Annotated in this window: 14 protein-coding genes; 12 read left to right on the top strand and 2 right to left on the bottom strand. The window is 69.0% G+C overall.

Going from position 1 to position 19,774, the window contains the following annotated elements:
- The first annotated feature begins 149 nt into the window (after window positions 1-149).
- The 5 genes from AB0L71_RS22530 (at window position 150) to AB0L71_RS22510 (ending at window position 5,142) form a co-directional block, all read left to right on the top strand.
- Window positions 150-902: a GntR family transcriptional regulator gene (locus AB0L71_RS22530; RefSeq protein WP_365245782.1), complete on the top strand. Its 753-nt coding sequence runs from the start codon at window positions 150-152 to the stop codon at window positions 900-902.
- 247 nt (window positions 903-1,149) lie between these two features.
- Window positions 1,150-1,332: an SPOR domain-containing protein gene (locus tag AB0L71_RS22525; RefSeq protein ID WP_365245779.1), complete on the top strand. Its 183-nt coding sequence runs from the start codon at window positions 1,150-1,152 to the stop codon at window positions 1,330-1,332.
- A 42-nt stretch (window positions 1,333-1,374) separates the two neighbouring features.
- Window positions 1,375-1,779 (top strand): (deoxy)nucleoside triphosphate pyrophosphohydrolase, encoded by a 405-nt coding sequence (locus AB0L71_RS22520; RefSeq protein WP_365245776.1) that lies wholly within the window; start codon window positions 1,375-1,377, stop codon window positions 1,777-1,779.
- Window positions 1,780-1,973: 194 nt separating this feature from the next.
- Window positions 1,974-2,402 carry an ATP-binding protein gene (locus AB0L71_RS22515; RefSeq protein ID WP_365245773.1) on the top strand — a complete coding sequence of 143 codons (429 nt, stop codon included), beginning with the start codon at window positions 1,974-1,976 and terminating at the stop codon, window positions 2,400-2,402.
- 190 nt (window positions 2,403-2,592) lie between these two features.
- On the top strand, window positions 2,593-5,142 hold the full coding sequence (locus AB0L71_RS22510; RefSeq protein ID WP_365246071.1) for a SpoIIE family protein phosphatase: 2,550 nt from the start codon (window positions 2,593-2,595) through the stop codon (window positions 5,140-5,142).
- A gap of 34 nt (window positions 5,143-5,176) precedes the next feature.
- On the opposite strand, the gene AB0L71_RS22505 is transcribed toward AB0L71_RS22510, so the two are convergent.
- Both AB0L71_RS22505 and AB0L71_RS22500 read right to left on the bottom strand, forming a co-directional pair.
- Window positions 5,177-5,890, bottom strand: coding sequence for a PspA/IM30 family protein (locus AB0L71_RS22505; RefSeq protein WP_365245770.1), 714 nt, complete (start codon window positions 5,888-5,890; stop codon window positions 5,177-5,179).
- 107 nt (window positions 5,891-5,997) lie between these two features.
- Entirely contained in the window at window positions 5,998-8,127 is a 2,130-nt protein-coding gene (locus tag AB0L71_RS22500; protein WP_365245767.1) for a TPM domain-containing protein, read from the bottom strand.
- 566 nt (window positions 8,128-8,693) lie between these two features.
- Between AB0L71_RS22500 and AB0L71_RS22495 the strand changes: the two genes are divergently transcribed.
- The 7 genes from AB0L71_RS22495 (at window position 8,694) to AB0L71_RS22465 (ending at window position 19,667) form a co-directional block, all read left to right on the top strand.
- A complete protein-coding gene (locus AB0L71_RS22495) occupies window positions 8,694-11,039 on the top strand; it encodes an ABC transporter family substrate-binding protein (RefSeq protein WP_365245764.1) in 2,346 nt (781 codons plus the stop codon).
- A gap of 436 nt (window positions 11,040-11,475) precedes the next feature.
- On the top strand, window positions 11,476-13,347 hold the full coding sequence (gene typA / locus AB0L71_RS22490; RefSeq protein WP_365245761.1) for a translational GTPase TypA: 1,872 nt from the start codon (window positions 11,476-11,478) through the stop codon (window positions 13,345-13,347).
- A gap of 436 nt (window positions 13,348-13,783) precedes the next feature.
- On the top strand, window positions 13,784-15,424 hold the full coding sequence (locus AB0L71_RS22485) for an ABC transporter substrate-binding protein (RefSeq protein ID WP_365245758.1): 1,641 nt from the start codon (window positions 13,784-13,786) through the stop codon (window positions 15,422-15,424).
- A 165-nt stretch (window positions 15,425-15,589) separates the two neighbouring features.
- On the top strand, window positions 15,590-16,522 hold the full coding sequence (locus tag AB0L71_RS22480) for an ABC transporter permease (protein ID WP_365245755.1): 933 nt from the start codon (window positions 15,590-15,592) through the stop codon (window positions 16,520-16,522).
- The gene (locus tag AB0L71_RS22475) at window positions 16,515-17,456 is read left to right on the top strand and encodes an ABC transporter permease (protein ID WP_365245752.1); all 942 of its coding nucleotides are present in this window, start codon (window positions 16,515-16,517) and stop codon (window positions 17,454-17,456) included. The genes AB0L71_RS22480 and AB0L71_RS22475 overlap by 8 nt, the downstream gene beginning before the upstream one ends.
- Before the next feature lie 11 nt (window positions 17,457-17,467).
- A complete protein-coding gene (locus tag AB0L71_RS22470; RefSeq protein ID WP_365245749.1) occupies window positions 17,468-18,529 on the top strand; it encodes an ABC transporter ATP-binding protein in 1,062 nt (353 codons plus the stop codon).
- Window positions 18,522-19,667, top strand: a complete 1,146-nt coding sequence (locus tag AB0L71_RS22465) for a dipeptide ABC transporter ATP-binding protein (protein ID WP_365245746.1) — start codon at window positions 18,522-18,524, stop codon at window positions 19,665-19,667. The genes AB0L71_RS22470 and AB0L71_RS22465 overlap by 8 nt, the downstream gene beginning before the upstream one ends.
- Window positions 19,668-19,774: the final 107 nt, after the last annotated feature.

Genomic DNA, 19,774 nt, shown 5'->3' with positions numbered 1-19,774 from the left:
CGTGACGGGAGACCGCGTGCCGTCCGACGGCCGGATACACATCGCACCCTGGCGAATCATCACTTCGGGTGAAACCCTGGCCTGCACTTGCGGCCAACAACCGACGGTTGCCAGTCTGTTGCAGACTGTCAACCCGTTGGGAGTGGCTTGTGACTTTCGGTGAGCAGCCCGCCTATCTGCGCGTGGCGAGCGATCTGCGGGAGAAGATCGTCAACGGTTCGCTGCCGCCGCGCACACGGCTGCCCTCGCAAGCCCGTATCCGCCAGGAGTACGGCGTCTCGGACACCGTCGCGCTGGAGGCGCGCAAGGTGCTGATGGCCGAGGGGCTGGTCGAGGGGCGCTCCGGTTCCGGGACGTATGTGCGCGAGCGGCCGGTCCCGCGCCGGATCGCGCGCTCCGGCTACCAGCCCGGGGCCGGCGGCAGCCCGTTCCGCCAGGAGCAGACGGCGGAGGGGGTGCAGGGGACCTGGGAGTCCCGCAGCGAGCAGGAGGACGCGAGCGGCGAGATCGCCGAGCGGCTGGGCATCGAGCCGGGTGACCGGGTGATGTGCACGCGATACACCTTCCGGGAAGCCGGGGAGCCGGTGATGCTCTCCACCTCCTGGGAACCCCTCGCCGTGACGGGGCGTACGCCGGTGATGCTGCCGGAGGAGGGGCCGCTGGGCGGCTGCGGGGTGGTCGAGCGGATGGCCGCCATCGATGTCGTCGTGGACAACGTGGCCGAGCAGGTCGGCGCGCGTCCGGGGCTGGCGGAGGAGCTCCTGGCGCTGGGCGGCGTACCGGGCCATGTGGTGATGGTGATCGAGCGGACGTACTACGCATCGGGTCGCCCGGTGGAGACGGCGGACGTCGTGGTGCCCGCAGACCGTTTCCGGGTCGGGTACCACCTTCCGGTCAGGTGACCGAAGCCCGACGACGGCACGTCGGAGCAGTGGCACGTCATAGGCGTGCGAAAAGGGGCGCATCCAGCCGGGTGCGCCCCTTTTATTCGTCCCTTTTATGGCTGGATCAGTGCCCCTTTGTGTCATTACCGATCCGTTGAGTGAAGGTCAGGGGTAGGCTCCGGCATATGCGTATTGCGGTTTCCTGGGGATGCTCAGAAACGTGCACGCCGTGCGAGGGAGGGGCGCGATGCCGAGCAGGGGGACGATGAACGAAAGCGGTGCCGAACTCCTCTGGCTGGTGATACGGCAGGATGACAACGGCAATCGCTACCGCGTCGGCAGATACGCCACGCAGGGCGAGGCTCAGCGGATCGCCGACCAGCTCGATGTCCACGGCCACAAGCAGCTCTACTGGGTGGAGCGCGTCAAGGGGGGCGCCCAGTCGTAGCGGCTCGGGCACGGGGGTCGGGTGGGCGTTACGCTCCGGCTCATGAGTGATCGTGTGGTGGTGGCCGGGGCCGTCTACGACCGGGGGCGCCTCCTGGCCGCGCGCCGGAGCGCCCCGCCCGAGCTGGCTGGCCGGTGGGAATTGCCCGGCGGGAAAATTGAGCCCGGTGAGAGTGGTGAGCAGGCGCTCGTACGGGAACTGCGCGAGGAACTCGGCGTGGAGGCGGAACCGCTGGAGCGCATCCCCGGTGAATGGCCGCTGAAGCCGGGATATGTGCTCCGGGTGTGGACGGCCCGCCTGGTGTCCGGGGTGCCCGCACCGCTTCAGGATCATGACGAACTGCGCTGGCTCGGGCCCGGTGAGAGCTGTGCGGTCGACTGGCTGGAGCAGGATCTGCCCGCCGTCGAGGAGGCGATGCGCCGGCTGCCGGACAGTTCGTCGAGCTGATCCGGGAGTCCGTGTGGATCGTGCGGGCGCGTGCCCAGTGGGGCGTGCGCCCCTTTCTCTACGTACATCCGTTCGCATGCGTAGTCATACGTCCGTACGCCCCACGTGCCGACCCGGACGATATTTTGCCCCGAATGCCGGGTATGTGCCTCACTGTGCCCGTACGCGAGGTGCCCTGTTGCTGGTCTTGGGAAGTGATCGGCGTGACCGACACCGAAGACGACTGCGCCGAGTGGACCTTTCCGGCTGTGCCGGATTCCGTACGCACCGCGCGGCATGCCGTCCATGAGACGCTGCGCGGCTGGGGGCTCGACGCCGCCGTCGGAGACATGACAGTTCTGCTGGTCAGCGAGTTGGTGACCAACTCCCTGCAGTACACATCGGGCCCCATCGGGGTACGGCTCCGGCGCCCCCATCCCAACGGCCACGTCCCCGCGGCCCGCCCCGGACTGCTCGTGGAGGTCTCCGATCCGCTTCCGGATCCGCCCACCGAACGCAGGCCGGGACCCGATGACGAGAGCGGCAGAGGGCTGCAGCTCGTGGCCTGTTCCGCTCGCCGCTGGGGGACCCGGCGAGGAAAGACCGGCAAGACCGTGTGGTTCGAGTTGGCCCTGCCTGGTTAGGAGAGGGGTGGGACGCACAGCGATCACCGGAGGCTCGGAACCTGGCTGAAAGGGACTGAGACCGTGCTGTGATCGTGAACGCCGTGTCGGTAGGGGTCGTAGTGCTGAATACTGCGGGAAGGACCGGTCCGGTGTGTGAGCTGGAGGGGACGGTCGCGTGAGCGAAATACCTGGGACGACGGGCGACATCGTGTGGCAGAGCAGCCCGCCTGGCTCGATCTATGACTACATCAGGGTCGCCTCCTTCTCGATCGGCCCTGACGGCCTGATCGAGCAGTGGAGCCGGCGGGCCGCCGGGCTCTTCGGCATTCCCGCGGAGAAGGCGGTGGGCACGGATCCGGTCGAGGCGTTCATGCCCGCGGAACTGCGCAGGGACGGTCACCGCCGGGTCGGCGAGATCCTCGACGGCAAGGAGTGGACGGGCCTCGTCCCCTTCCGGATACCGGGCGAGGATGCCGCGGACGGGCTCGCCGAGATCTATGTGATGCCGGGCGAGACGGAGACCGGCGAGCGGGCCGCGATCTGTATCGTCGTCGATGTCCGCGCGCTGCGTCGCATCGAGACGGACCTTGCCGCGTCACAGGCGATATTCGGCCAGTCTCCTTTCGGGTTCGTGCTCTTCGGCATGGACCTCACGGTGATACGGGCCAACGAACGCTTCGCCACCGTCTTCGGCGGCCGGCCCGACGAGCACCGCGGCCGCACGGTCGACGACTACCTCGCCCGCTCCGAGGCCGACCGGCTCACCGCCACCCTGAAGCGGGTCCTGGAGACTGGCGCCTCCGTGACCGACCTCCAGCTCGTCGGCATGGCCCCCGGCGACACCGAGAACCGCCACTGGTCCATGAACCTCTACCGCGTGCACAGCGGATCGGGCCGCCCCATCGGCATCGCCGGACTGGCCACCGACGTGACGCGACGGCACATCGCCGCCCGCGAGGCGGCCAGCGCCCGCCGCAACCTCGCCCTGCTCAACGAGGCCGGCGCCCGCATCGGCAACTCCCTCGACCTGGAGACCACCGCACGCGAGCTCCTCGACGTCGCCGTGCCCGGCTTCTGCGACCTCGCCTCGGTCGACCTCTACCAGGGGCTGCTCACCGGTGACGACGCCCCGCCCGGCCGCTGGGACTCGCTCCGCCAGGAGTCCGTCGGCGGCTCCGCGGAACTGTGCCGTGTCGCCCTCGCCAGCGCGGTCTCGGGCGCCCTGCCCGCCGCACCCACCACCAGGCCGGGCCCGCCCGCGCTCGGCGCCGTCCACCGCTTCTCGTTCAACTCGCCCTGTGCCATCGCGCTGCGCACCGGTCATGTCGAGGACGTGCCCGGCGACGACCGGGGCTTCGTCCAGTCCACGCTCGCCGTACCGATGGTCGCGCACGACACGGTGGTGGGCCTCGTCCAGTTCTCCCGTACGAAGGGCAGCGAACCCTTCGGGGAGCGGGACCGCGCACTCGCCACCGAACTCGCTTCCCGGACCGCGGTCTGCATCGACAACGCCCGCCTCTACCGGCGCGAGCACGAGCGCGCACTGATCCTCCAGCGCAGCCTGCTGCCGCCGGGCGACCCCGAGGCCGCCGGTCTGGACATCGCCTGCCGCTACCTCCCCGGCAACACGGCCACCGAGGTGGGCGGCGACTGGTTCGACGTGATCGAACTTCCCGGCCACCGCACCGCACTGGTCGTCGGAGACGTCATGGGCCGCGGACTGCGGGCCGCCGTGGCCATGGGGGAGCTGCGCACCGCCGTGCGGACCCTGGCCCTGCTGGACCTGGAACCCGCCGAGGTGCTGTCCGCCCTCGACGAGGTCGCCCGCGGGCTCGGTACCCCCGGTGGTGGCTCCTTCGCGTCCGACGGTTTCGGCGGCGGCGTCCAGTGGCCTTCCCGGGCCGCCGCCCACAAGTCCCGGGACGCGGACCTCTCCGAGGTGTACCTGGCGACCTGTGTGTACGCGGTCTACGACCCGGTCACCCGGCGGTGCACCTTCGCCAACGCCGGCCATCTCCCTCCGGCCGTGGTCGATCCGGGCGAACCGGCCGTGCTGCTCGACGTCCCGCCCGGGATGCCGCTCGGTGTCGGCGGCGAACCCTTCGAGGAGGTCGAGGTCGAACTGAAGGAGGGCGCCCTGCTCGCCCTCTACACGGACGGCCTGGTCGAGTCCCGCGACCATCCGCTCGACGAAGGGCTGGACTCCCTGCGCGGTGCGCTCGTCGAATCCGGGCGACCGCTGGAGGACGTCTGCGACCACGTACTGACCACCCTCCACACCCGGCACGGCGAGGACGACATCGCCCTGCTCATGGCCCGCATCCAGGGGCTGCCCGCCGACGCCGTCGGCGACTGGCGGCTGCCCCGCGAGCCCCGCTCGGTGGGCCGCGCCCGGGAACTGGCCCGTGACCAGCTGCTCGCCTGGGACCTCGGCGAACTGGCCGACACCGCCGAACTGCTGGTCAGCGAACTGGTCACCAACGCCCTGCGGTACGGGGAGGGGGAGATCAGGCTCCGGCTGCTGCGCGACCGTACGCTCGTGTGCGAGGTGTGGGACGCGGGTCTTGTCCAGCCCAGGCGGCGGCGGGCCCGCGACACCGACGAGGGCGGCCGGGGGCTGCAGCTGGTCGGACTGCTGAGTGCCGCCTGGGGCTCCAGACGGACACCGCGCGGCAAGACCGTCTGGTTCGAACTGGAGCTGCCCGACGGCGGGCCGGCCGCCGAGCCCACGGTCGAACAGCTGCTGAGCATGTACTGACCGGTGGGGGCGGCCGCGGCCGGGGTGCCGTCCGTCAGGAGGCCGTCTTCAGGGCGGCGAGACGGGCCTCGATCTCGGCGTTGTCGCCCAGGCTGTCCAGCTGCTCGAACTGGGCGTCCAGGGACGACGCGGCAAGCTCCTGCTTGCCCAGCGCCTTCGCCTCCTCGCGCCGGACCTTGTCCTCGAAACGGTTGAGTTCACTCGTCGGGTCGAGCACATTGATGTTCTTGACGGAATCCATCATCTGGTTCTGCGCCTGGGCGGACTTGGCGCGAGCGACGAGCTCGTCCCGCTTGGACTTCAGTTCCGTCAGCTTGCTCTTCATCTGGTCCAGGCCGGACTTGAGCTTCTCCACCACCTCGGTCTGCGAGGCGATGGACGGCTCCGCGGTCTTCGCCTCCTTCTCCGACTGGAGCTGACGGCCGAGCGCGACCTTGGCCAGGTTGTCGAACTTGTCCGCCTCCGCATCAGCCCCGGCCGTCCGCAACTCGTCGGCCTTGTGACTGGCGGCGAGCGCCTTGCCGCCCCACTCGGCCGCCGCCTCGACATCCTCCCGGTGGTCCTGCTCCATCAGCCGGAGATTTCCGATGGTCGCGGCGACCGCCTGCTCGGCCTCCGAGATGTTGGAGGTGTAGTCGCGGATCAGCTGGTCCAGCATCTTCTGCGGATCCTCCGCCTGATCCAGCAACGCGTTGATGTTGGCCTTCGCCAGCTGGGTGACCCGGCCGAGGATGGTCTGCTTGGTCATGACGTCTCTCCTGTGTGTGGATGCGTACCAATGAAGTGCTGGGCCGGCGCCCCCGCCGCCGGACGACGACCGGGACGGCGGCTGCGGAGCAACCGGCACCGCCCGGTTCAGAAACGGCCGCCGCCGCCACGTCGGCCGCGCGTACCCCCGCCGCCGAAACTGCCCGGACCGCCGCCCCCGCCGAAACCTCCGCCGAAGCCGCCCCCGTAGCCCGCGCCGCGGCCACCCCCGCCGCGGCCGCCGCCCAGGAGTCCGCCGAGGATGATCCCGCCGAGCACCGCGCCGTTGACCCCGCCGCCGTTCTGGGTGCCGCCCATGCCGCCGCCGCGACCCCCGTACGACCGCACATCCTGTTCGGCCAGGCTCCGCGCCTGCCCGGCCAGCGCGTCCGCCTGTTGCGCCTCGGCCAGCGCGCTCTGGGGGTCGTCGGCGCCGGCCAGCTCGCCGGACCGGTCGAGCCGGCGCTGGGCCTCCGCGAGGCGGGTACGGGCCTGGCTGCCCACGGCCCCGCGGTTCGTGGTGATGTAGTCGGCCGCGGCGGCGATCGTCGACCGCGCGGCGAGCGTCGCCTGGTCGAGAAGGGAGCGGGCCCGCTCGTCGCCCTGCTCCCGTTCGCGGGCGCCGGTCAGCGCCTCGTCGAGCGCCGCATCGGCCTCCTCCACCCTGCGCAGTGCGTCGATGGGGTCGTACGGGCCTGCCCGCATCTCCTCCCGCACGCCGTCGCGCACCGACTCCGCACGCGCGATCCGGCCCCGCAGGTCCGCCGTCGACGCACCCTCGGCGGTGCCCCTGAGCAGCCCGCCCGCGTCGGCCAGGTCGGTCTCCGTCTCGGTGAGCGCGGCGGGCAGCTTGCCCGCCGCCTCCGCGAGTTCCCGGCTTCGGCGGTCCACGGCGTCGACGAGGGTGGTTGCCTGGTCGACCGCTGCCTCGACGGCCCGTACATGGACCGCGGCGGCGGCGTTGTCCCCGCCGTCCATGGACTGCCGGGCGCGGTTGAGGTGGGACGTGGCGAAGACGAGCCGGTCCTTGGCCTGTTCGACGGCGTCGCCGACCGGTGCGGAGGCCGACTCCGCGTACTGATCGCGCATCGTCGTCAGAGCGGCCTCGGCGGTGGAGACGCGGCCGGTGAGCGTACGAAATGCCTCCTCGGCGGTGGCCAGGGCCTGCGGAGCGTTGCGTTCCAGGGCGCGCAGCCGGTCGAAGTCCTCGGACACGGCGTCGAGGCGGGTGTTGGCGTCGGTGCAGCGACTGATGATCTCGTCCAGCATCCGGCGCCGTGTCGCGTCGTCCTCCGGAAAGGCGTCGTCCAGTTGCTGACGCAGCCGGAACGCGGCCGTCAGCTCGCCCTTCGCGTAGCCGACGGCCTCGGTGAAGGGGGCCGCGGCCTCCTCACCGAACTGGGCGGTGGCGAAACCCAGTTCCTCCTCGCTGGTGCGGACCGCGTCGTCGGTGCCGACCAGGGCCTCCTTCGCCCGGCTGTCGAGCTCCGGCAACGGGGTCGGGGCCGGGGGCGGGCCGTCCGAACCGGCGGCGGCCGGTCCCCAGCCGGTCGCCCCGGGGGTGGTGCGGGTCGTGGTCCGTCGCTTGCGCCGGGTGTAGGCGTAGCCGGCGATCGCGGCCGCTCCGCCGGCGACGGCCACCGGCAGAATCAGATCGGTGGCACCCGCCCCGCCGGAACTCCCCGATCCGGGGTCGGCGGCGCCGGGGGTGATCGTCGGTGTGGGTACCGGCTTGCCGGCCAGTACGGCGGAGTAGCCGTTCGCGGCGCCGATCGCCGCGCCGGCCCAGTCGTGCTTCCTGAGGGCGGGCTCGATGGCCGTGCCCGCCACGTCCTTGAGCTGGGCGTCGGTGAGGCGCGCGCCCTGTTCGACGGTGTAGGCGTACTGCCGGTCGTGCGTGGCGACGGCGAGCAGTACGTCGTCGTTGCCGAGGCCGTTGCGTTCGGCCGTCTCGTCGGCCCAGGTCTGCGCGGTACGCCCGGAGAAGCCCCGTACGTACACCACGAAGAGCTGGATGCGCTGGTCGTCGTACAGCCGGTCGAGCGCGGCCGCGACCTGGTTCTTGCGGTCGCCGAGCGCCCCCACTCTGTCGGTGATCTGTCCGTCCTTGGACAGGGTGACGGGATCGTCGGCGCGGGCGGTCGGTGCGGTGGGGAGAGCGAGCCAGTACACCGCCGACAGCACGGCGAGAACGGCCCGGCCCGGCAGGGATATTCGGGTACTCAGGGGCGGTGTCACGTTTGTGAGGTTATGTCCCTCTTCTGTCACCCGCGACCCGGCGACGTTCCGTCACCCCCGACCCGGTCGCCGGAACCGCAACCGGAGGCGACGCCGTCCGCGCTGCGACCGCGCCCCTGCGCTCAGGGAGGGGTGCGGACGTGCGGGCGCGGATGCGGCGGCTTCGGGCGGCGCCGGATCCGCCTCGGCCTCGCGCGGCCGCGCGAGACCCCGTTCCGGTCGGCCGGCGGTCGGAACAAGTCCTCGAAACCGTGCTGAAACACCGTCAAGTCCTGTATCCGTGACATGACTTGCGCTCGTTTTGCGATCGTGCGTGGTCGTGTTCATACACCGGGGAGCGACGCGCCTCACACCTGCATGGTGAAGCGTGCGGACCTCTTCTGTCGCACGTTTCTCCGCCGCGCGAGTGAGGTTTCGGGCGTCGACGCCGTGTCTGCGCCGTCTCCCGCATCCAGGCGCCTTCAGTGGACGGGCGGATCAATCTGATCAACTGCATATGCCCCCACATACGCACACATCCGGACACTCGCGTGCGGGTGGCCCGGGCCGGCCCCGGAGGTATCAGCATGTCCCACGTCGGCGTCCCGCGGGGGACGGCCCGAAAGCGCCGCTCGCTCGCGCTCCTCACGACGGGTGTGCTGACGCTCCCCGTACTGGCCGGCTGCAGCTCCGACGACGGCAGCAACGGTTCGACCGGGACCGCCACCCCGCAGGACATCGCGGTCGCGGCCCGCAGCCTGGTTGCCGACGGCGGCACGGTCGACTGGGCGGTCGATGCCGCGCCCACCACCCTCAACGCCTTCCAGGCCGACGCGAACAGCGCCACCACCCGCATCACGGGCGCTGTGCTGCCGACGCTCTTCCCGCTGGACGCAACGGGCAGGCCGCGGATCAACCGGGACTATCTGAAGTCCGCGAAGGTCGTCGAGCGCGAGCCCCGGCAGGTGGTGCTCTACCGGATCAACCCGCGGGCGGTGTGGAGCGACGGCCGGGAGATCGGTGCGCCCGACTTCGTGGCCCAGTGGCGGGCGCTGAACGGCAAGGACTCGGCGTTCTGGACCGCCCGCAACGCCGGCTACGAGCGGATCGAGAAGATCGAGCGCGGCGCCGACGACCAGGAGGTCCGGGTCACCTTCGCCAAGCCGTACGCGGACTGGCGCTCGTTGTTCTCCCCGCTGTACCCGAAGGAGGTGACCGGCTCGCCCGGCGCCTTCAACGACGAGGCGCGCACCACGCTCAAGGCCACCGCGGGACCGTTCGGCCTGGGCAGCGTGGACACGGCGAACGGCGAGGTCACCCTGGTCCGCAACCCGCGGTGGTGGGGCACCCGGGCCAAGCTCGACTCGCTGGTCTTCAAGGCCGTCCCGCCGCAGGACCGTGCCGAGGCCCTGGCCGAGGGGAAGGTCGGCGTCGCCGACGTCGACGCCGCGACCGCACAGCGGATCGTGCAGGCATCCAGCGGCGCGGGCGGCAAGGGACAGCAGCTCGCCCAGGGCCCCGGCCCCGACACCGGGTCCGGTCCGGCCGCCGCCCTGCGCTCCTGGGCCGAGGCACACGGCTCGGACGAGCAGAAGGCGGCGGCCGCGCAGGCGGCCAGGGAGAAGGCCAGGGAGGCCGCCGAGGCGTACACCGGCGAGCAGGACAAGCTGCGCGTGTACGCGGTCCGCAAGTCGCTGGAGCCCGCCTACACCCAGCTCGCGCTCAACGGCGAGTCCGGGCCGCTCGCCGACGAACGGGTGCGCAGGGCGGTCGCCCGGGCCCTGAACCGTCAGGAGCTCGCCGACACCGTGCTCAAACCGCTCGGTCTGCCCGCCACGCCGCTCGGCAGCCACCTGGCCCTGGCCGGGCAGCCTGCGTACAAGGACAGCAGTGCCGCACTGGGCGGCGAGGACGCCGAGGAGGCCCGCGCCCTGCTGGCCGACGCGGGCTGGACGCGGGAGGGTGCGGCCGAGAAGGACGGCGCCAAGGCGGGCAGCGAGGGGGAGAAGAAAGGGGAGAAGAAGGGGGCGGACAAGGACGCCACCCCCGGCAAGGACGACAAGGCCGCCTCGTCCGGGAAGCCCGGCGGGACCGACGACAAGGCCGGCGACACCGCCCCCGGGCACGGGACCGACGACAACCGGCCGGGCGGCACCGAGGCGGTTCACGACGGCTCCCAGGTCCTCACCACCACCTCCGCCGCCGCACTCCACAGTGCCGCCCTGCGGCGTCAGGCCGGACACCTGGCCGGCACCGGCACCGACGAGGCCGCCCCCGGTGGCCGGCCGCGCGACGGCGTCACCGGCGCCTACGCCCCCGCGGGCACCGCAGCCCCCGCACAGGCCCCGGACACGCGCCGCGGCCCGCTCGGCAAGGACGGCAAGGTGCTGTCCCTGCGCTTCGTCCTGCCGGCCGGCCCCGGCTCGGAGCCGCTGCGGGCGGTCGGACGGAAGATCTCGGAGATGCTCGATTCGATCGGCATCGGCACGACCGTCACGAAGGTCTCCGACGACAGCTACTTCAAGGACCACATCGCATCCGGCGCCTACGACCTGGCCCTGTACTCCTGGCCCGTCACCGCCTACCCGGCCACCGACGACCGCCCGGTCTTCGCCAAGCCGGTGCCGGCCACCGACGGCTCCCTGCTGGTCGAGCAGAACTACACCCGCGTCGGTACGGACCACATCGACCAGCTCTTCGAGCAGGCAGTCTCGGAGCTCGACGAGGAAACCTCCCGGGACCTGATGAAGGAGGCGGACGCACGGATCTGGGCCGCCGCCGGATCGATTCCGCTCTACCAGCGCCCGCAGCTCGTGGCGACCGACCGGAAGCTGGTGAACGTCGGTGCCTTCGGCTTCGGCGCACCCCGCTACCAGGACATCGGCTTCAAGGCGCCGCAGCCCGCCGGACCTCCGGCGCACACCAGGAAGTAGCGGGCCTCGGTTCCGAAAACGCAGCAGAACCGACTCCCCTCCCTTGCCCGCCGGCATCCCTGGCGGGCAAGGGAGTCCTGCGCGTCTCTCCGTGTCCCGCGGTACCTTTCGGTGGCCGCCGGTACCTTTCGGTGTCCGTGTCCGTCCCTGCCCGCCGGCCACCGCGCACACCCCCGGCGCGGCCCCGTTGTCCGGGTCACACACCCTGGCGAGGCCTCGTTGTCCAGGTCACACCAGCTGAATTCCGGCTGAATACCTGCTGGATACCGGTGGAAGAGCGGCTTGTGAGCGGTCTCGCGGATCGGGCCCGGAAGCCTCGGACCTGTCAGCCCCGTACCATGGGGACAGCCGTGGCGTGTCCGCCCGGCGGGCGTACGAGGACCCGAGAGCGACTGAGACGCCTGATCCCACGATCCGAGAGAAGCGCAAGCCACCCATGCCCACGCGCCACGACATCCGTAACGTAGCCATTGTTGCCCACGTCGACCACGGCAAGACCACGCTGGTCGACGCCATGCTCAAGCAGGCCGGTGCCTTCGCCGCGCACGCCGCCGAGCACCTCGACGAACGCATGATGGACTCGAACGACCTGGAGCGTGAGAAGGGCATCACGATCCTCGCCAAGAACACGGCGGTGAAGTATCACCCCAAGGACGGCGGGGAACCCATCACGATCAACATCATCGACACCCCCGGCCACGCCGACTTCGGCGGCGAGGTCGAGCGCGGTCTGTCGATGGTGGACGCGGTCGTGCTGCTCGTCGACGCCTCCGAGGGCCCGCTCCCGCAGACCCGCTTCGTGCTGCGCAAGGCACTCGCCGCGAAGATGCCGGTCATTCTCTGCATCAACAAGACCGACCGCCCCGACTCCCGGATCGCCGAGGTCGTCGACGAGACGTACGACCTGTTCCTGGACCTGGACGCGGACGAGGACCAGATCGAGTTCCCGATCGTCTACGCCTGCGCCCGTGACGGCGTCGCCTCGCTGACCAAGCCGCAGGACGGCACCGTTCCGCAGGACAGCGACAACCTGGAGCCGTTCTTCTCCACGATCCTGTCGCACGTCCCGGCCCCGGAGTACGACGAGGACGCGCCGCTGCAGGCCCACGTCACCAACCTGGACGCCGACAACTTCCTCGGCCGTATCGCGCTCTGCCGCGTCGAGCAGGGCGAGCTGCGCAAGGGCCAGACCGTCACCTGGATCAAGCGCGACGGCTCGATGTCCAACGTCCGCATCACCGAGCTGCTCATGACCGAGGCGCTCACCCGCAAGCCGGCCGAGAAGGCGGGCCCGGGTGACATCTGTGCCATCGCCGGCATCCCGGACATCATGATCGGCGAGACCCTGGCCGACCCCGAGAACCCGATCGCGCTGCCGCTGATCACGGTCGACGAGCCGGCCATCTCGATGACCATCGGCACGAACACCTCGCCGCTCGTCGGCAAGGGCGGCAAGGGTCACAAGGTCACCGCCCGCCAGGTGAAGGACCGCCTCGACCGTGAGCTGATCGGTAACGTCTCGCTCCGCGTCCTGGACACCGAGCGTCCCGACGCCTGGGAGGTCCAGGGCCGTGGCGAGCTCGCCCTGGCGATCCTCGTCGAGCAGATGCGCCGTGAGGGCTTCGAGCTCACGGTCGGCAAGCCCGAGGTCGTCACCAAGCAGATCGACGGCAAGACCCACGAGCCGGTCGAGCGCATGACGATCGACTCCCCCGAGGAGCACCTCGGCGCCATCACCCAGCTGATGGCGACCCGCAAGGGCCGCATGGAGACGATGACGAACCACGGCTCGGGCTGGGTCCGGATGGAGTGGGTCGTTCCGTCCCGCGGCCTCATCGGCTTCCGCACGGAGTTCCTGACCCAGACCCGTGGCACCGGCATCGCCCACTCGATCTTCGAGGGCCACGAGCCGTGGTGCGGTGAGCTGCGCACCCGCCACAACGGTTCGCTGGTCGCCGACCGCGCGGGCACGGTGACGCCGTTCGCGATGGTCAACCTCCAGGAGCGCGGTGTCATCTTCACCGAGGCCGGCACCGAGGTCTACGAGGGCATGATCATCGGCGAGAACTCCCGCGCCGACGACATGGACGTGAACATCACCAAGGAGAAGAAGCTCACCAACATGCGTGCGGCTTCGGCGGACACCACGGAGAACGTGGTGCCGGCCCGCAAGCTCTCCCTGGAGCAGTCCCTGGAGTTCTGCCGCGAGGACGAGTGCATCGAGGTGACCCCGGAGACCGTGCGTATCCGCAAGGTCGTCCTGGACCAGAAGGAGCGCGGCCGCGCCGCGTCGCGCGCCAAGCGCTGACCAGGCTCCCGAGGGATGATCCTCAGGAAGAATCGTCCCAGCCATTGACATGAGACCCGGGCTCCCGTTCACATGGGGAGTCCGGGTCTTCTCGTCAACCCGATTTTCTGCCCGAGGCGTCCGGTTATCGACCGTCGCTCTCCGAAACGCGTGTTAACAGTCCGTTTCGAGCCTGTCTGTCTGGGATTGGTTTGTCCGGATTTCGGTCATCCATGCCTTCTCGATGTTGTCAAACCGAGACCCTTTAAGTGTGGTTTACAGCCCGGCTGTACTTAATAGTTGGCTGCATTGAGCTCGGGTCAATGGGTCACGCACTGTGGGGAGTGCCGACTCACGAGCACACTCGGGGCACTGAAAACGATCACCGTCAGGGGTGTCGGTGTATCGGTCCAGTGCCCCTCTTGTAGTCAAAAGTGGACTCATGAGGAGGAAACCCATGCGTGGTGCCAAGAGCGCCAAGTGGGTCGCGGGAGCGGCACTCATCGCCCTGGCTGCGACCGCCTGTGGTGGCGGCGACGACAGCGGCAAGGACAACGGCAGCAGTGCCAAGGGCGCGGTCAACGCCGACGGCATCTTCTCCGTCGAGGTCGGTGAGCCGCAGAACCCGCTGCAGCCGGCGAACACGATGGAGTCGAACGGCAGCATCGTCACCGACGCGATCTTCTCGCAGCTCGTCGACTACGACGCGTCCGGCAAGCTCGTCATGGTCAACGCCGAGTCGGTCGACACCAAGGACAGCAAGCTCTGGACGGTCAAGCTCAAGGACGGCTGGAAGTTCCACGACGGAACGGCAGTCACCGCCGAGTCCTACGTCAAGGCGTGGAACTGGGCCGCGAACATCGAGAACGCCCAGACCAACGCTTCTTGGTTCGCCGACATCAAGGGCTTCTCCGACGTCCACCCCGACGGCGAGAAGGCCAAGCCGAAGGCCGACGCCATGTCGGGCCTGAAGGTCATCGACGACTCGACCTTCACCATCGAGCTCAACAACCCGCTGCCGTACTTCTCGTACAAGCTCGGCTACACGGTCTTCTCGCCGCTGCCCGAGTCCTTCTACGCGGACCCGAAGGCCGCCGGTGAGAAGCCGGTCGGCAACGGCGCGTACAAGTTCGTCAGCTGGGACCACAAGAAGCAGATCAAGGTTGTCCGCAACGACGACTACCAGGGTCCCGACAAGGCGAAGAACGGTGGTGTGATCTTCAAGAACTACACCACCCTCGAGACCGCCTACGAGGACCTGAAGTCCGGCAACGTCGACGTGCTCCGCCAGATCGCGCCGAAGGACCTCCCGGTCTACAAGTCCGACCTCGGTGACCGCGCGGTGTCCCAGGCGTACTCCGCGATCCAGACGCTCGGTGTCGCCATGTACACCAAGCAGTGGAAGGACACCGACCCGAAGGTCCTGCAGGGCCTGTCGATGGCCATCGACCGGGACACGATCACCAAGACCGTGCTCCAGGGCACCCGCGAGCCGGCCACGGGCTGGGTCGCCAAGGGTGTTCTCGGCTACCAGCCGAACGTCGCGGGTGACGTCACCACGTACAACCCGACGAAGGCCAAGGCTCTCATCAAGGAGGGCGGCGGTGTTCCCGGTAACAAGATCTACATCCAGTTCAACGCCGACGGCGGCCACAAGGAATGGGTCGAGGCTGTCTGCAACAGCATCACCCAGGCGACCGGTGTCGCTTGCGCCGGCGACTCGAAGGCCGACTTCCAGGCCGACCTGAACGCCCGTGACGCCAAGCAGGTCAAGTCGTTCTACCGCGGCGGCTGGGTGCTCGACTACCCGGTGAACGCGAACTTCATCAGCGACCTGTTCCGCACCGGAGCGGCCGGCAACAACGGCTTCTTCTCCAACAAGGACCTCGACAAGAAGATCGCGGCCGCGGACTCCGCCGCCACGCTCGACGAGTCGGTCAAGGGGTACCAGGAGGTGGAGAAGGAGCTGGTCAACTACATGCCGACCATTCCGCTCTGGTACTACAAGGTCAACGCCGGTTACTCGGAGAAGGTCCAGAACGTCAAGTACGCCCAGGACGGCGACCCGATCCTGACCGACGTTCAGGTCAAGAAGTAACCGACGACGTAGTCCGCGGGCCGGTGCGGGACCGACACTGACATCGGTTTCGCACCAGCCTGCACGCCGTGGCCGGGGGGCCCTCTCCCGTCACCGATGACCCCACTGGGGCCGGTGACGGGGGAGGGCCTGTCGGTTGCCGCTTGCCACTTACATGGAGGCACCATGGGGCGCTATGTCGCACGACGACTGCTCCAGATGATCCCGGTCTTCATCGGGACAACTCTGCTGATATTCCTGATGGTCTACACGCTGCCCGGCGACCCCGTGCGGGGACTTTTCGGGGACAAGGGTGCGGACCCTGCTACTTTGGCCGCGATGCGGCACCAACTGGGGCTGGACCAGCCGATCCTGCAGCAGTACTGGAATTACATGACAGGCATCGTCCTGCACGGTGATTTCGGCACGCAGATAGCCAGCGGCCGGCCGGTCACGGACGTACTCGGTGACGCGTTCCCCGTCACCCTGCGCCTGGCCAGCATGGCGTTCATCCTCGAGATCGTGCTCGGCATCGGCCTCGGTATGATCGCCGGTCTTCGTGCGGGTCGCCTCTCGGACAACGTGATCCTGGTCTTCACGCTGCTGATCATCTCCATCCCGGTCTTCGTTCTCGGGTTCATCGTCAAGTCGGTGTTCGCGTTCCAGCTCGGCTGGATCGAGCCGAACGTCTCGATGGACGCCAACTGGGACGAACTGATAGCGCCGGCCATCGTGCTCGGATCGCTGTCACTCGCCTACGTGGCACGACTGACCCGCACGACCATGGCCGAGAACCTGCGCTCGGACTACATGCGTACCGCCGTGGCCAAGGGACTTCCCAAGCGCCGCATCATCGGTGTGCACCTGATGCGCAACTCGCTGATCCCCGTCATCACCTTCCTCGGCACCGACCTGGGCGCCCTGATGGGCGGCGCGGTCGTCACCGAGGGCCTGTTCAACGTCAAGGGTGTCGGCGGAACCATCTACGAGTCGATCGTCCGGCGCGAGGGCACCACCCTGGTCGGACTGGTCACCATCCTGGTGCTCGTCTACCTCTTCATGAGCCTCATCGTCGACCTGCTGTACGCGGTCCTGGACCCGAGGATCCGTTATGCCTGACGCGATCAAGACCGCACCCGTGACCGAAGACCCGAAGACCGCGCTGTCGGCGGAGCCGGTGAAGGCCGAGAAGGCCCGCAGCCTCTGGGGCGATGCGTGGATCGACCTGCGCTCCAACTGGTACTTCCTCATCTCGGCCTTCCTCATCGTGATCCTGCTCGTGATGACGGCCTTCCCGGGCCTGTTCACCAGTGCGTCGCCGACCTCGGGCGACCTGGTGCACCACTACCTGGGCAAGCCCGAGCTCGGCAAGGTCGGCTCGCCCGAGTGGCTGGGCTACGACGTCCAGGGCCGCAGCGTCTACGCACGTCTCATCTACGGCACCCGTGCCTCGGTGATCGTCGGTATCTCCGTCACCGTGCTGGTGACCGTGTTCGGCGGCCTGATCGGCATGGTGTCCGGCTACTTCGGTGGCTGGGTCGACGCCCTCCTTTCCGGCTTCACCAACATCTTCCTCGGGCTGCCGTTCCTGCTCGGCGCCATGGTGGTCCTTCAGGCGTTCACCGACCGCACGGTCTGGGTCGTCGTCCTCGCCCTGGCGTTCCTCGGCTGGACACAGATCGCGCGTGTGATGCGTGGTGCGGTCATCACCATCAAGCAGTCGGACTACGTACAGGCCGCCAGGGCTCTGGGTGCCGGCACCGGCCGGATCCTCTTCCGGCACATCCTGCCGAACGCCATGGCTCCGGTGATCGTCGTCGCGACCATCTCGCTCGGTGTGTACATCTCGGCCGAGGCGACGCTGTCGTACCTCGGTCTCGGTCTTGCCTCCCCGACTGTCTCGTGGGGCATCGACATCTCCGGTGGGGCCAGCCAGATCCGCGTCGCACAGCACATCCTGCTGTACCCGTCGATCATGCTCAGCATCACCGTTCTGGCGTTCATCATGCTCGGCGAAGCCGTCCGTAACGCCCTCGACCCGAAGACGCGATAAGGAGGGCGTACGTGACTACCATCGACAAGACCGCCGACGTCTCGGCCCCCCGCTCGGGTGACGACGACCACGTCGGCCCGCTGCTCGAAGTCCGCGACCTGCATGTGGAGTTCCACACCCGCGACGGTGTGGTCAAGGCCGTCAACGGCGTCAACTACAGCGTGGACGCCGGTGAGACGCTCGCCGTTCTCGGTGAGTCGGGCTCCGGCAAGTCCGTGACGGCGCAGGCCGTCATGGGCATCCTCGACATGCCGCCCGGCAAGATCCCGCAGGGCGAGATCCTCTTCCGCGGCCAGGACATGCTGAAGATGTCCTACGAGGAGCGCAGGCAGATCCGCGGCCAGAAGATCGCCATGATCTTCCAGGACGCGCTCTCCTCGCTGAACCCGGTCCTCACCGTCGGCTACCAGCTCGGCGAGATGTTCCGGGTCCACCAGGGCATGTCCAAGAAGGACGCGAAGGCCAAGGCCATCGAGCTGATGGACCAGGTCAAGATCCCGGCCGCCAAGGCCCGGGTCTCGGACTACCCGCACCAGTTCTCCGGCGGTATGCGTCAGCGCATCATGATCGCCATGGCGCTGGCGCTGGAGCCGGACCTGATCATCGCCGACGAGCCGACGACGGCGCTCGACGTGACCGTGCAGGCCCAGGTGATGGACCTCCTCGCCGAGCTTCAGCGCGAGTACAACATGGGTCTGATCCTGATCACGCACGACCTCGGCGTCGTCGCCGACGTCGCCGACAAGATCGCCGTGATGTACGCGGGCCGGATCGTCGAGACCGCCCCGGTCCACGACATCTACAAGCGCCCCGCGCACCCCTACACCAAGGGTCTGCTGGAGTCGATCCCGCGCCTGGACCAGAAGGGCCAGGAGCTCTTCGCGATCAAGGGCCTGCCGCCCAACCTGCTCAACGTGCCCACGGGTTGTGCCTTCAACCCGCGCTGCACGATGGCGCAGGACATCTGCCGTACGGACATCCCGGCGCTGAGCCCGGTGGCCGAGCAGGACGGCACCGAGCTGGTCGGCCGCCGCAGCGCCTGCCACTTCTGGAAGGAGACGATCCATGGCTGACATCGAGAAGGAGCCCGTGGACGCCACCCCGAACGTCACCGAAGTGGAGACCGTCGACGCGGCCACCGAGGCGGAGGCCGTGGCCGCCATCGACGCGCCGGTGTCGAAGGGCGAGCCGATCCTCCAGGTCCGCAACCTGGTCAAGCACTTCCCGCTGACCCAGGGCATTCTGTTCAAGAAGCAGGTCGGCGCCGTCAAGGCCGTCGACGGCATCTCGTTCGACCTGTACCAGGGCGAGACGCTCGGCATCGTGGGCGAGTCCGGCTGTGGCAAGTCCACCGTCGCCAAGCTCCTGATGACGCTGGAGCGGGCCACCGCGGGTGAGGTCTTCTACAAGGGCCAGGACATCACCAAGCTGTCCGGCCGCGCGCTGAAGGCCGTGCGCCGCAACATCCAGATGGTGTTCCAGGACCCGTACACCTCGCTGAACCCCCGGATGACGGTGGGCGACATCATCGGGGAGACCTTCGAGATCCATCCCGAGGTGGCCCCCAAGGGCGACCGGCGCCGCAAGGTGCAGGACCTCCTGGATGTCGTGGGTCTCAACCCGGAGTACATCAACCGCTATCCGCACCAGTTCTCCGGCGGTCAGCGCCAGCGCATCGGCATCGCCCGTGGTCTGGCGCTCAACCCGGAGATCATCATCTGCGACGAGCCGGTCTCCGCGCTCGACGTGTCGGTGCAGGCGCAGGTCATCAACCTGATGGAGAAGCTGCAGGACGAGTTCAACCTCTCCTACCTCTTCATCGCGCACGACCTGTCGATCGTCCGGCACATCTCGGACCGGGTCGGTGTGATGTACCTCGGCAAGATGGCCGAGATCGGTACGGACACCGAGATCTACGACCACCCGACGCACCCCTACACCCAGGCGCTGCTGTCGGCGGTCCCGGTCCCGGACCCCGATGCCCGCGACCGTCGCGAGCGGATCATCCTCTCCGGTGACGTCCCGTCGCCGGCGAACCCGCCGTCGGGCTGCCGCTTCCGCACGCGCTGCTGGAAGGCCCAGGACAAGTGCGCCACGGACATGCCGCTGCTGGCGGTCCCCGAGCGCTTCAAGTCCGCGAACACCCCGGCCTCGCACGAGTCGGCGTGCCACTTCGCCGAGGAGAAGGACGTCGTCGGCGCGGCTTCCTAGAACGACGCGCATGACGCAGGCGGCCCGGAACCCAGATACACCCCGTGACGGTCCTCGACGTCGAGCGCCTCCGCCCCCGCGAGCGCGCGTTCGTAGAAGGGCACGGC

Source organism: Streptomyces sp. NPDC052052 (assembly GCF_040680455.1).
Taxonomy (GTDB): domain Bacteria; phylum Actinomycetota; class Actinomycetes; order Streptomycetales; family Streptomycetaceae; genus Streptomyces.
Note: the sequence above shows the minus strand (reverse complement) of the source record. Positions and strands in the feature narration are given on the sequence as shown.